Source organism: Pseudoalteromonas sp. bablab_jr011 (assembly GCF_016464045.1).
Taxonomy (GTDB): domain Bacteria; phylum Pseudomonadota; class Gammaproteobacteria; order Enterobacterales; family Alteromonadaceae; genus Pseudoalteromonas; species Pseudoalteromonas lipolytica.
This window is the reverse complement of the sequence record NZ_JACDWU010000260.1, coordinates 1-13,980: the sequence shown is the minus strand read 5'-3', so window position 1 is coordinate 13,980 and position 13,980 is coordinate 1. Positions and strand designations below refer to the sequence as shown.

The 13,980-nt window shown below is 40.8% G+C and carries 12 protein-coding genes; 11 read left to right on the top strand and 1 reads right to left on the bottom strand.

Annotated elements, in window-relative coordinates:
- The first annotated feature begins 18 nt into the window (after positions 1 to 18).
- From JIG41_RS23305 to JIG41_RS15290, 5 genes are all read left to right on the top strand, one after another.
- On the top strand, positions 19 to 957 hold the full coding sequence (locus JIG41_RS23305; RefSeq protein WP_409372743.1) for a methyl-accepting chemotaxis protein: 939 nt from the start codon (positions 19 to 21) through the stop codon (positions 955 to 957).
- Positions 941 to 1,477: a DUF6436 domain-containing protein gene (locus tag JIG41_RS15305; protein ID WP_075593216.1), complete on the top strand. Its 537-nt coding sequence runs from the start codon at positions 941 to 943 to the stop codon at positions 1,475 to 1,477. Before JIG41_RS23305 ends, JIG41_RS15305 begins: the two co-directional genes overlap by 17 nt.
- A gap of 60 nt (positions 1,478 to 1,537) precedes the next feature.
- Complete coding sequence (locus JIG41_RS23180) at positions 1,538 to 1,714, top strand: RHS repeat-associated core domain-containing protein (protein ID WP_312000534.1); 177 nt, start codon at positions 1,538 to 1,540, stop codon at positions 1,712 to 1,714.
- 135 nt (positions 1,715 to 1,849) lie between these two features.
- The gene (locus JIG41_RS15295; RefSeq protein WP_409372742.1) at positions 1,850 to 2,128 is read left to right on the top strand and encodes a hypothetical protein; all 279 of its coding nucleotides are present in this window, start codon (positions 1,850 to 1,852) and stop codon (positions 2,126 to 2,128) included.
- Positions 2,128 to 2,475, top strand: a complete 348-nt coding sequence (locus JIG41_RS15290; RefSeq protein ID WP_199525050.1) for a hypothetical protein — start codon at positions 2,128 to 2,130, stop codon at positions 2,473 to 2,475. Before JIG41_RS15295 ends, JIG41_RS15290 begins: the two co-directional genes overlap by 1 nt.
- Positions 2,476 to 2,617: 142 nt before the next feature.
- Here the strand turns inward: JIG41_RS15290 and JIG41_RS15285 are convergent, their stop codons facing one another.
- On the bottom strand, positions 2,618 to 4,894 hold the full coding sequence (locus JIG41_RS15285; protein ID WP_199525049.1) for a CHRD domain-containing protein: 2,277 nt from the start codon (positions 4,892 to 4,894) through the stop codon (positions 2,618 to 2,620).
- Positions 4,895 to 5,353: 459 nt separating this feature from the next.
- Here JIG41_RS15285 and JIG41_RS15280 point away from each other — a divergent pair, with 459 nt between their 5' ends.
- The 6 genes from JIG41_RS15280 to JIG41_RS15255 all read left to right on the top strand — a co-directional run bounded on the left by JIG41_RS15280 (position 5,354) and on the right by JIG41_RS15255 (position 13,704).
- On the top strand, positions 5,354 to 5,548 hold the full coding sequence (locus JIG41_RS15280) for a (2Fe-2S)-binding protein (protein ID WP_036972167.1): 195 nt from the start codon (positions 5,354 to 5,356) through the stop codon (positions 5,546 to 5,548).
- Positions 5,549 to 5,870: 322 nt separating this feature from the next.
- The gene (locus JIG41_RS15275; RefSeq protein ID WP_081759752.1) at positions 5,871 to 7,412 is read left to right on the top strand and encodes a phospholipase D family protein; all 1,542 of its coding nucleotides are present in this window, start codon (positions 5,871 to 5,873) and stop codon (positions 7,410 to 7,412) included.
- A 242-nt stretch (positions 7,413 to 7,654) separates the two neighbouring features.
- On the top strand, positions 7,655 to 9,910 hold the full coding sequence (locus JIG41_RS15270; protein ID WP_036972165.1) for an acyl-CoA dehydrogenase: 2,256 nt from the start codon (positions 7,655 to 7,657) through the stop codon (positions 9,908 to 9,910).
- A gap of 403 nt (positions 9,911 to 10,313) precedes the next feature.
- A complete protein-coding gene (locus JIG41_RS15265; protein WP_199525048.1) occupies positions 10,314 to 11,825 on the top strand; it encodes a Fic family protein in 1,512 nt (503 codons plus the stop codon).
- Positions 11,826 to 11,892: 67 nt separating this feature from the next.
- Entirely contained in the window at positions 11,893 to 13,056 is a 1,164-nt protein-coding gene (locus tag JIG41_RS15260; RefSeq protein ID WP_199525047.1) for an RHS repeat domain-containing protein, read from the top strand.
- Between the two features lie 12 nt (positions 13,057 to 13,068).
- Positions 13,069 to 13,704: a hypothetical protein gene (locus JIG41_RS15255; RefSeq protein ID WP_065978999.1), complete on the top strand. Its 636-nt coding sequence runs from the start codon at positions 13,069 to 13,071 to the stop codon at positions 13,702 to 13,704.
- Positions 13,705 to 13,980: the final 276 nt, after the last annotated feature.

Below are 13,980 nucleotides of genomic sequence, written 5' to 3'. Positions count from 1 at the left end.
AACACAACCGAACAAATCATGGCGAACGAAAATAGCATTAACATCGGCTTAAGAGCAGATGAAAGGCACAGTGAAGCTGTGGCAGGTTTTAATAGACTCTTAGGGTTTCTTTCACGTGTTGTTGGCGATGTTAAAAGCCAAAGTAGTGTATTAAAAGATCAATCTAATCAACTTGTAAAAGTACATGATGAGTTGCATGAGCTTGCAACAAAGCGTGAGCGACTCTCTTTAGATATTGCTGAGTCTGGCGAGCGAGTAGCAGAGGGGTTTTCACAGGTTGAACATGAAAGTACAGAACTGCAAACACAGTTTAAACACTTACATTTAAGTGCAAAAGAAGCGTTAAATGAAGTTGCTAATACCGACAGTAAAACTGCTGAGCTCGCAAATAATTTGCACCAAGCCGATAAAAATATTTCTCAATTAGTCAGTGCTTGTAGCCATATATCTGACTTATTAAATGAGATTTCATCAATAGCAGAGCAGACAAATTTACTGGCACTTAATGCCGCAATTGAAGCTGCGCGGGCAGGTGAACAAGGAAGAGGCTTTGCCGTTGTTGCAGATGAAGTCAGAAATCTTGCCACACGGAGTAAAAATACCACAGATAAAATAACTCAAACTCTAGAAAGCCTGTTGCAAAACAGTGCCTCTTCTACGGATTCAATGCAAGGCAGTGTTGCACTTATAGAACAATTGACCGCAATTAGTTCGCAAATGAAACAACAGATTAGTGTTATGACAGAGCAAGTAAGCTTAGCTGCTACGAGCTCAGAATCAGTTGCTCATGTAGTACAAAGCCAAGCGGCAAACACGCGTGCAATTGCACAAAACTCTCAAACATTGATTGAAAACCAAGCCAATGACAATGAAATGATTGAAAAATTAACTGAGCGCGTACAGTTAATTGACGTGAGTATCGATGTATTGGAGCAAGGTATTGCCAAATTTAAATAATGCCAAGTTAGGGGTTGTAATTGCAGCGATAGGGTGGGTATTCGCGGTGGTATTCGCTTTGTACCTTGCTTATCAGCAACAAACACAGGTTTTTGATCCTGATAACAAAATGGCTCAAACTGATTGGTTGCAATCTTTTCACGCTACGATGGGTATAAAATCAAAGGGTATCGAGTTAACCCATGCCGATACACTCTATATTGTTGATGAGAACAGCTGTGTATGTTCAACCCGTTCACAGCCTCATATTCAGAGCTTGTCAGAATATGCTCTAAATAATGGCATTCATGTTGTTAATTTAACGCCTACCCCAGCCCTTGCCAGACTCTTACCAGCACAACCTGCAGCTATCCTAGTATCAAAAGAGCAACAGCTTGTTTACGCCGGCCCATTATCAAAAGGTTTAGCATGCTCAAGCCAAAACGGCTTTGTGGAGCTAGTAATTGCAAACTTACGCGCAGGATTTAATAGTCGTTTTATTAACTCTGATGCCAAAGGCTGTTATTGCCAGATTAGTTGAGATAATGTCCGATAGTGAGTAATGCTTAGACAGTATTGAGCTAATTTATATGCAGGCACGATACTATGCTCAGTTATCGGGCGTTTTTATTCGAATGATCCGGTTGGTTCTCTTGAGAACTTCTCTAGAGGTAGTGTTCAAGGGTTAAATAGATTTAATTACGCATATAATAACCCTTATAGGTATATAGACCCTGATGGTCACAAGCCGAGAGATCCATTTGATACACCTGAATAAGCAGGAAAGGATGTGGTCGAACATATTAATGATAAATCTACATAAGATAATCTAGAGTATGGTGGCACGATAAATAGAGTAGTTTCAAAAGACAAAGATGGTAAAGAAATCGTAAAATATGTTGCAAGTGATCCAGTGAAAGGTGATGAGACAGGAGTCGGTTTTGAAGGAAACGCTAAAACATTGGTTGGTTACTACCATTCTCATGGAGATTATTCAAAAGAAAGCGATGGAAAAGTTGTAAGGACTACAAGGCGGAGTGACGAATTCGATAGCGACAGGTTTTCAAGCGAAGATAGAAAAACAGGTAGGGCTTTTGCTGCGGCTATAGAGAAATATCGCAAGACCCGAGGTGAAGAGTATACGAGAGTGCTGGGTAGTCCTTCAGGAAAAATAAGAGTGAAGAAATTTTGATGATTATTAGATTTTTATTATATGTTCTGCTGGCCATTTCTTCTCCATTATTACATGGGATGCAGGAGAATATAGTTGCTACGACAATAGATATTAAGAGTGCTAAAGCTATTACAACTGCTTATTCAAAGTTTGCCACGAACGCAAAGGATATTAATTGTTTTGAGGCGTATGTTGAAAGTACTGAAAATGAGATCGTTGTAAGTTTCTTAATGAAAAACGCAGTTATTTTAAAAGGTGATATTATCTCCAAGTCTAAACTAGATATTGATCACTGCGGAATTTCTAAATCATATATTTTTGATATAAACTCAGGTGAGTTAATAAAAGAATTGTTCCAAAAGTAGAAGCTTTAATTTGAATCCAAAGCCTAGCACTCTGAAGTGACTCTTCTCTGATTAGAATCCTTTCTCTAAATTCCTTAGCACTTTCTAAAATAAAGGCCAAGTTCTGCTTGGCCTTAATAGTAAGGAATGTAAAGGTAAAGCTTTATTGAATTTGACCTCTTAACTCACCGCTTGGGTTTGCGGGAGTATGCACATTTACATAGTGTCCATCCATGGCGAGTACTGAGAAAATATCAGCATTTATCATCGTGCCAGTGCTGGTCATCCAACGGTTCATATCGCTTTCATCTTGCTCTAGGGCAACAAGAACAGGGCCATTTTCACCTGAAACCCCTGTATGAATATGCGCGGCTGAGGCATCGCTCACACCGGAGGTTAAAACTTGCAGTTCTACGCTGTAATCAGTGGTATTGACTAATGCATAGCCATCACCAAATGCGTCAGTCGTGACCGCTGGGACTTCTTGGGCTCCACTTAATGGGAAGGTAACAAATACATAGTTATCCGTTAAAATTTGACCACGTAGTTCACCGTTTGGGTGTGCTGGGGTATGAATATTAACGTAATGACCGCCCGACGCGAGAATTGCGAATATATCTGCATTAATCATGGTGTTTTCAGGTGTTTCCCACAGGTTAACGTTATCTGCAGATTGCGCCAGTGCTGCAAGCACCTCACCATTCATGCCAATACGGCCTGTATGAATATGGGCTGCTGTAGCATCGCTCACGCCTTGGGTGAGTGCTCTTAACTCAAGGTGATAGTTATCCATATTGACAAGAGCATAACCGCTGCCCGATGCTGTAGTATCAACAGCGGGCACTTCTTGCATACCGCTTAAAGGAAAGGTCACAAGTTGGTAATTATCGGTTAGGATTTGTCCTCTAATTTCGCCACTTGCATTTGCTGGTGTATGAACATTGACATAGTGACCACCAGACGCAAGCACTGCGAATATATCAGCATTAATCTGGGTGTTTTCAGGTGTCATCCATTTACTTGAATCGGTTGGTGATTGTTCAAGTGCAACAAGTACTTCGCCGTTTGTTCCAATTCGGCCTGTGTGAATGTGAGCACCAGTCGCGTCATCAACACCGGTCGTGTTAACACGCAGCTCTAGATTATAATCATTCATGTTGATGAGTGCATACGCTTCGCCGCTGGCATCGCTGTCAACCGCTGGTACTTCTTGAGCACCATTTAATTTAAAGCTGGTAAATGCATAGTTACTAGTAAGAATTTGACCACGCAATTCGCCACCTGTGTTTGTTGGTGTGTGAACATTCACATAATGGCCGCCTGATGCTAGTACGGTAAAAATATCAGCGTTGATCATGGTGTTGCTGGGTGTCCTCCATACATTTGGATCATCCATTGATTGTTCTAACGCGACTAACACATCGCCATTTTCACCAATTCGACCGGTGTGAATGTGCGCTGCGCTTGCGTCATCTAAACCAGAAGTTACCACCGTGAGTTCCACACTGTAGTCAGTGGTGTCGACGAGGGCATAGCCATCACCTTCTGCTGTGGTGGTCACCATTGGGACTTCTTGAGAGCCGCTTAAATCAAAGGTAGCAACAGCATAGTTATCTGTTAGTATTTGACCACGAATTTCACCGCCTGCAAATTCAGGTGTGTGTACATTGACATAATGCCCACCATCAAGCAGGACTGCTAACGTGTCACTGTCGATAGTGGTACCTTCTGGTACAACCCAATCAGTCATCACTTCATCGTCTTGTTCTAATGTGACAAACACATCACCATTAGAGCCTAACTTACCAGTGTGAATATGAGCTGCTGTGGCGTCGTCTACACCCATGGTGACTGCTCGCAAGCGTAACTCTGTGCTCGCACTGTCGTACGAGGCGTATCCGTACCCCATGGCATCAGTGTCATTCATAGGTACTTGTTGGCTGCCGTTTAAGGCGAAAGTAATGATACTTGTTGTATCAGGAACGATTTGGGCGCGTAACTCGCCATTTGCAAATTCTTCGGTGTGAACATTGATATACCAATCACCATCCATTAAATCGGCTATTAAAGCTTCGTCGAGGTCAGTAATAGCAACCTCGTACATGCCCTCACTTGTGGATTCAAAAGTGAATGCAACGTCGCCATTAGCACCTAAATCACCGTCATGAATATGAGCAGCACTAAACCCTTCGACTGCACTCGCATCAAGAGTTGCGCGGAACTGCATTAAGCTTTCGTCTAGCTCTACGGTTGCTGTTGCTGTCTGCGTAGAGGCATTCATAGGAACTTCTTGTTTACCGCTCAGCGTCACGGAATACGTTTTACTGGGGCTAAATTCCTGAACAGGAGGGGGAGTTATAATTTCTACGTTGTTGTCGTCGTTATCATCGCTGCATGCGCTGATGAACAATATACTGCTTAATAAGAGTAAATATCTCATCGTTGTTCCTTATATATTTTTTTATGTTCGGACGTTACGACGTGTCCATTTCAATTAGGAATACGGCGAGTAAATATAGAAGGATCAAAATAGTACAATAAAGTAAAAATAATAATGCTTTTTACTTAATTTTCATCAATGTCACACACTCACTTTATGAACGACATGCTGGCTTATCTCGGCGGATATAAAATTGTTTGCGTTAATGAACATATTGCAGGCATTGGGTGATGAGTGGTACATAAATAATCATCGCCACAACGAACAAAAAAGATAAAAATTTTCACTGTTCAAAGTTGCAGCTAACCTAGTAAAACATAAAGGGAAAATGGCAGCTGCATTTATTTCAATGTGGCTATGGCTAAAATTACAGCAAATATTGCCCATAATACTATTGCGAACTATTACCGTTTAGATTAATATGCATTTATTAAATGTAATTGAGAGTGGTTTGCATTCATGTATATTTGTTTATGCCATGGTGTAACGGATAAAAAAATCGAACAAACGATTGATAACGGTGCTATGACGATGCGTGAGCTATCAAAAGAGTTGCAGGTAGGTAGCCAGTGCGGCAAGTGCTGTGGTTGCTGTAAAAAAATTCTTAATCGTAAACTTATCGAAATCGCTGACATTACAGAGCAAGTCGCTTAATGTACTTGCTCTTCATTTAATTACTTCTTTTCTTTGCCCCTTACCCCTTGATTCCAGTTTTTATTTGCTTTTAAGCCTTTCATTTATTACGTTATATCTAAGTTTTATGTGTGTATCGTACGTGTTATTTGTTCGGTTTGGCGGATAAACCCGATGCGTGCAGCGTTAAAAGTTGCTGCTTGTAGCTGTACGGGCATATGCAATTGCACAATCAGACTAAATAACGAAACGTGTGCTTTGTTACAAACAAGGCTTTTTTGTCTCAAAACACATCATGTAATGTAGCGAACTGGTATCACCTGGTCATCATTGGTAGGGAACCATGATAATAAACTCTTTTAAAGCAACTTTTTGTGCAGTACTTATCTTTACTATAACGGGTTGTGCGCAGCTGCCTTCAAGGGAATCTATTCAACCAAGTTACGCTATTTCTGCTGATACACCGAGTACAATAGGAGAGGCTGTGGGTAGTAATCATCCAGGTTTGTCAGGGTTTTATCCTTTGGTAGATGGTGTCGATGCCTTCGTCGCAAGGCTTGCACTGATTGATTCTGCAGAGCACACCATTGATGTGCAGTATTATTTATACCATAGACAACAAACCACCATTTTATTTACCGCGTTTTTGCTGAAAGCGGCAGAAAGAGGAGTGAGGGTTCGCTTACTGCTTGATGACTTATCGCAAGCCGACAGTGAGCTTGATTTAGCAGCACTGGCTGTTCACCCTAATGTTGAGGTTAGGCTGTTTAACCCGTTCCCAAATCGACGGTTTAGGGCTCTGGGGTTTATAACTAACTACAGCCAACTTTCTAGACGCATGCATAACAAGAGCTTTATCGTCGATAACCGTATTTTTATTACGGGGGGGCGTAATATTGGTAATGCTTACTTTTCAGCAGAAGATCATTCTGAATTTATCGATTTAGATGTCATGAGCGTGGGTGATATTGTGCCAGAAGCCTCAGATGCATTTGATTTATATTGGAATCACACACTTTCATACCCTGTTCAAAATTTACATGGTGAGCGTGATGAACAATCACTTATCGAGATAACCAAGACACTAGAAAATTATGTAGCAGACAATCAGCAAAGCAATTATGTTGAACAATTACGTGAAAGTGCCTTTGTAAATCGTTTGCTTAACGATGAAATAGAGTTTGACTGGCAGGAGTCGACCTTATTTTACGATCACCCAGATAAAGTAATGAATGATGTCGATGAAAAGTCGGCAAATATGTCGCCTTCATTGTTTAAAAAGATGGGAGAGCCAAAGCGCAAGGCTATTATTGTATCGCCGTATTTTATTCCTCGCGAGCAAGGTACGCAGTTATTAACCAGCTGGGTTAAAAAGGGCGTTGATGTTACTGTGCTGACTAATTCGCTGGCTGCTACGGATGTGTCTGCTGTGCATGCGGGCTATAAAAAATACCGTGCTGATTTAGTGCGTGGCGGTGTTAAATTGTGGGAGCTAAAACCAAGTGACCTAGTGGCAATTAAACGAAAAGCAGGCAGAAAGGTTACCGGATCATCACAGGCAAGTCTGCACGCAAAAACGATGACATTTGATGATGAAAAAATATTCGTTGGTACCATGAATCTTGACCCGCGATCACTTGATTTAAATACCGAAATGGGCGTACTAATAGACAGTGAAAAGTTGAGCGGCTTTTTAGCCCACTGGGTTGATAAAAAGATGCCTGAGTATGCGTGGAAAGTTGAGTTAAAAAGCCCAGATGATGACGAACTAATTTGGCTTGATACCATAAGTAATCAGCAATTTGATGAAGAGCCACAAACCTCGTCTTGGCGGCGTTTTCAAGTATGGTTTATCTCTTTATTTCCTATCGAAGACGAGCTTTAACGTTATTTATTCCTAAGCCCAACTTTTTAGTGGGGCTTTTTATTTTAATCCTTTAGGTTTAACTATTTTGCTATAAAAAATCGAAATTGGGCGTACACGTGTAAGTTCAATATATTCAACTGCTTAGCGTGCAAGGAAAAAATAAATATAAAAAAATGTTAAAAAAACTGGTTGGACCAATTGATCTATTGTGCAATTTATGACGTAATGTAGGTATTACTGTCTGGTCGGATGAGTTTATTATGAGCTTACGTACAAAATTAAAAAAAGTATTACCTAGTATTTCAATTACAGAACAAGAAGCGTTAGATGCAGGTGATGTTTGGTTAGAAGGTTCAATCTACCAAGGTAAACCTGACTTCGATGCACTTCGTGATGTCCCCGCTGCAAAGCTGAGCGCCGAAGAGCAAGCGTTTTTAGATGGCCCTGTTAAAGAATTATTATCGATGATTGATGATTCTGAAATCCAAAATGGCGTTCATCTTCCTGACTACATTCTTGATTTCTTGAAAAAAGAGCGTTTTTTCTCGCTTATTATTCCTAAGTCATTTGGTGGTTTAGAGTTCAGCCCTTATGCAAACTCAACAATTGTTGGCACGATTGCAACGAAGAGTTCTGCGGTCGCGGTAACGGTTATGGTGCCTAATTCATTAGGCCCAGGTGAGCTATTACTGCACTTTGGTACTAAAGAGCAACAAGATCATTACTTACCTCGCCTTGCGAATGGTCGTGACATTCCATGCTTTGCGTTAACGAGCCCTGAAGCGGGTTCTGATGCCGGTGGCATTCCAGATATTGGTGTTGTTAAGCGTGGTCAATTTAATGGTGAAGAAGTTTTAGGCTTAGAGATCACATGGGACAAACGTTACATTACGCTTGCACCCATTGCGACTGTATTAGGCTTAGCGTTTAAAGTTGTTGACCCTGATGGTTTACTAGGTGGCAAAGAAAACCTAGGTATTACCTGTGCGCTTATTCCTAAAGATCACCCAGGTGTTGAACTTGGTAATCGTCATGACCCAATGGGCATCCGTTTTTACAACGGGACTACTCGTGGCGAAAAAGTATTCGTGCCAATGGATTTCATCATTGGTGGTCAAAAGAACATTGGTCGTGGTTGGCAGATGCTGGTGAGCTGTTTAGGTGCTGGCCGTGGTATTTCGCTTCCAGCGCTAGGTGTTAGCTCGTCACAAGTGGCATTTAAAGGGGCTTCTGAATACGCTGCTGTTCGTGAACAGTTTGGTTTAGCGATTGGTCAATTTGAAGGTATCCAAGAGAAACTGGCTGATATTGCAGGTAAAACATACCTACAAGAAGCTATGCGCGTACTAACAACCGAAGGTTTAGGCATGGGCTTAAAGCCATCGGTTGTGACTGCAATTGCAAAGTACCATATGACTGAAATTGGCCGTGATGTGCTCGATTCAGCAATGGATATTCAAGCTGGTAAAGCGATTCAAAATGGTCCGCAAAATACTTTAGCCAGTGGCTATGTTGCTCAACCGATTGCTATTACGGTTGAAGGTGCGAACATTCTTACTCGTAACCTAATGATTTTTGGACAAGGTGTAATGCGTTGTCACCCATATCTGCAATCTATGGTTGAGTCTATTCATAGTGAAGACAAAAACGCAGATAAAGAATTTAACCGTATTTTACGTAAAACAGTGGGCTACAGTGTCGCGAACAGCTTACGTGCATTCCGCTTAGGTGTATTACCATTTACAGCAGGTGCTAAGTCGTCGTTACCAGAAGTTCGCGATTACGAAAAAGCGGCACAAAAGCTGTCGGCTAAATTAGCTGTTTATGCTGATTTCTCGTTACTTGTGTTAGGTGGCAAGCTTAAACAAGCAGAAATGCTATCTGCACGCTTAGGTGATGTAATGAGTTTCTTATACGCTGCCATGGCATCAATTAAGTACTACGAGCAAAAAGTAGCAAGCAGTGAACGCGAGCAAGCTGCGCCGTATTTCCACTATGCAACACGCTTTGCACTGCAAAGTGCTGAAGAAGCACTGCACAAGTTCTTAGATAACTTCCCTGCAAGTGGTACGCGTAAGTTCATGCGTTTCATCACCATGAATTATTCGATGAAAATGCCGAAAATTAGCGATGATCTAATTCGTGAGCTAGCAACACAAGCACAAATGGATACTGCGTTTAAGGCACAAATCACGCACTTAGTAACGCCAATTGAAGGTGATGGTCATTACATCAACGAGCAGGCTTACAAAGCTAAAATGGCGTGTCTTGAACTACTTGCAAAAGTGAAGAAAGCATTGCGTGCTAAAACAATTAAACCGGGCGTTCGTTTTGCAGAAACACTTGATAACGCACTTGTTGCTAACGTAATTAATGAGCAAGAATATGCGCAATTAATCGATTACAACAAGAAACGCGAAAAAGCTATTCGCGTTGACGAGTTCGATTTTGATATGAACTTGCTAGACGATAATGCAAAGCCAGTTAACCCACTTAAAAGTGTGGTAAACGAGTAAGTCATTCAACAATGCAAGTCCTCAGCAGTTTTAGGACTTTATCTTTAAAAACCCGTGTTTAACACGGGTTTTTTATTGCCTAAAAATAGACCGCTTAATTAAGCGAATGGAATAACTCAACATAGCCATAGTACAAAATGTACAACAGACCTGCATTATGAACCCCAAGCAGAGATACTTTGAATTCGATGAATATTTTCAGTTGCATCACTCTTAAGTAAGTACGGTTGTGGAAAAAAGGCCTCAACTCGTGATGTGTTGTGTTTATCTTCATTACTAGCTTTACCTGAAAACATTAAAACCTATAAATGATGTGACATTAAAACCTATAAATGATATAACTCTAAAACCTAGCGATGAAGTTAATAACGGGTAAGTATCGTAAGTAATGGTTGGAGCGAACATGAATGACATATCACAAAAACTGGCAGCTTCGCTTGAGCAATTACAACAGCTTCAGGAGTCAGGAGTTGTAGCCATTCAGTCAAAGCAACTTAGTCGAGTGCATCGAGAGCGGCTCTTGAAGCATGGCTTTATTCGCGAAGTTATTCGAGGCTGGTACATACCGGCTATGCCAGATGAAAAGCCGGGCGACAGTACATCTTGGTATACTTCTTTCTGGGATTTTTGCGGTGCATATTTATCGGAACGTTTCGATAATGCCTGGTGTCTTTCACCTGAGCAATCACTTAGTCTACATATTGGCGATAGAACCGTACCTCAACAATTGCTGGTACGTTCGCCTAAAGGCAACAATAAACCCACCGCTTTTTTACACAATACCTCTATTTTCGATGTTAGGTTAAATTTACCTGATGTTGAGTATATTAAAAACGTAGCAGGACTAAACGTATACAGCTTGGCTTCAGCACTGGTTTATTGCTCGGCTAACCAATTTAAAAATGCACCCATCTTAATGCGTACAGCCTTATCAATGGTGACAGATGCATCAGACGTATTGTCTGTTTTACTTGCCGGTAATCACAGCGTGATTGCAGGCAGATTAGTGGGGGCTTTTAGAAATATTGGCCGCGACCTAATTGCTGACAATATCTTAAAAGGTATGCAGGCAGCCGATTTGAAAGTGCAAGAAGAAGACCCATTCGCCGAGAATTTACAGGTGAGTTTTGGTCGTCGTGATGTATCGCCCTATGTTAATCGCATGCGGTTAATGTGGGCGCAAATGCGTGAAAGTGTTATTGCGCACTTCCCTGAACAACCACACCAAACCATCGACATCGAAACCTACATGGCAGAAGTAGAAGACAAGTACGTTACCGACGCCTACCACTCACTGTCTATTGAAGGCTATCGAGTGACGCGTGAACTAATTGAACTTGTTCGTTCAGGTTACTGGCAAATTGATGGTTCAGACGAGAGTAAAAAGCACCTAGATACCATGGCTGCTAAAGGTTACTGGGATGCGTTCCAAGAAGTTAAAAAAGCCGTTTTAGCAGTATTAGAAGGTAAGAACTCTGGTGACGTATTGGAACAGACGCACAGTGATTGGTACCTTGCCTTATTTGGCCCAAGTGTTGCGGCCGGTATTATTAAACAATCGGACTTAGCTGGTTACCGATCAGGGCCTGTTTATATTCGCCAGTCTATGCATACTCCCCCTAATCGAGATGCGGTACGCGATATGATGCCGACATTTTTCGATTTACTCGCAGAGGAGGGTAATGCAGCAGTCAGAGTTGTAATGGGGCACTTCATTTTCGTTTACATCCACCCTTACTTTGATGGTAACGGCAGAATGGGCAGGTTCATTATGAATTTAATGATGGCCTCTGGTGGTTACCCATGGACTGTTGTACCTATGGAGCGACGAGACGAGTATCTGCAAGTATTAGAAGCTGCTAGCGTTGGTGAAGCTATTGTACCATTTACCAAATTTTTAGCCTCGTTACTATAAATCTATTAAGTACATTAAAGGTCAGATGTTTTCCACTCTTAAAGGTTCGTAAAGCTGCACTATCCATATGAACGGTCGGGTGTACGATCCAACGTTGGGTCGATTTGTTCAGGCTGATCCGTTTATACAGTTCCCAAATAATTCACAATCATATAACCGTTATAGTTATGTGTTGAATAACCCAATGAGTTTTACTGACCCAACAGGTTATTTTAGCTTTAGTGGTTTTTTAAAGCAGTCATACAAACGAACAATGATGATTGACGGTCGTTATACTGCTCATAAATTTAGAGGTCGAAATCCAGCTTTACACAGTATAGGGGTTACAGCGCTTAATTTTATTCCATATTTTGGCCCGCTAGCTGCGGCTCATGCAAACTTCGATCATGCTCTTGTTAATACAAGAAGTTTAAGGGCCGCTTTCACTTCAGGAGCGACCTCATTAGCTATTTCAGGTGTGTTTTATGGCATAGGCCAAGCATTTGACGCTCCCTCAGGGTTTTGGCAAACAGGAGGTGCAGCACATATAGGAGCGCATGCTTTAGCAGGCGGTGTCATATCTGATTTGCAAGGTGGTAATTTTGGACATGGTTTTTGGTCGGCAGGAATCACTAAAGCTGCGAATGTAAATTGCCTAGTCGGTACACAGCAAGGAATTGAATGGGATGCTCTTAGAATAGCTGTAGCTGCTACTATTGGGGGAACTGTTTCCAAGCTCACTGGTGGTAAATTTGCAAATGGCGCAACTACTGCTGCATTTGCTCAAGCGTTTAATGGAAATCAGTACGCTAAGAGAGAAGATGCAATTAAGCAGTTTCAAAATCTTCCAGTTGAAGAACAAAAGAGTATCATTGTGTCATTAGCAACAGAGTTGGCAGGTAGAGCAGCTAATATTGTTGATAGCTCAGCAATGGTGAACCCTGAATTACCTGATTGGTTATATCGAATGGTTAGGGGGTTTTATATTCATAGGGAATTCTCTAAGCTAATAGACAGTGCTGAAATTCCCGGGTTCAGAGGTGAGGGTCCCTCTTACAGATATGGAGAACTAAAGTGGTGGGGTTTTTCTTCCTCTAGTAGACCAGATGCTACATTTGGGCCTATTCAAGCTCCATACCTAGCATTTGAATTAAAAACTGGTTGGCTAGGGATATCACAATCCCAAGCCCTTAACTACAAGATTAATTTACCGAGTAATACGGAGTTGGTCTTTATCCAACCTTTACAATAGGGTTAAAAGTTAATGAAACTTAAAAGTATTAAAGAATTGGTTAGTATATTTCCTGAGTTACGGTTATTTAAAGCAAGTGGCAATGACTTTTTGTTAATAGATTCGGCATCTAAGTCTGAGGTATTGAGAGGAGCGAGAATAACAAATTCTCGTTTTTCGACTAACTTTTCAATTTGGCTAACTCCGAAGGTCTGTTTTCCTTCCTCTGATACAATAGTGTACAGTAACTATCAATTAGTTGTTGAAGATAGTCCGCAGGAACTGACTCTCAATAAAGATTTGATTAATGAAACTCAAATGTTTCATAAATTTAAGGACGCTATTGAAAATAATTTACTACCACTGAATAGCGTGGATTGCCTATCGTCACTAGAAGACTACTTATCATCTAATAGTGATAGGTGGCTTGTGTCTGCTTTTTCTAAGGCTCAGTATGGGCTTCTTTCATTTTATAACCATAATAATAACAAGGCCCTAGATCTAATTAAAACTATTTATGCATCTTTAAATGCTCATAACCCATTGACCAAAGATGTTGAACAGTTTCTAATTTTAATTGAAAAAAATGATTCTGAAGAAATTAGTAATTACTTTGGAAATTTACGTTCTTTAGGTGATATGAGAATTAATAAATTGCTTAAAAAATAAAGAAATAAAAGAGGCGGTGACATATGCGTCTTATTCGCATTTAATGACAGGCCTAAAAATTTCATAGCTGTCAAAATAGGACAAGTTTGGGAGCAACCAAAAGGCGTAGCTAACAAGCAAATGAAAGCCAGCGAGAGCTTAATGCCAGTCAGTTAAGCAGTTTTTTGAATAAATATGTGAATATTATTCAGTTAAAGCTGCTTAAAGCAGGTGGGGACAAAATTAGCTAAAGACCATATAGCAAAAGGGCTTCAGTAAGATTTTTATAAATCATCG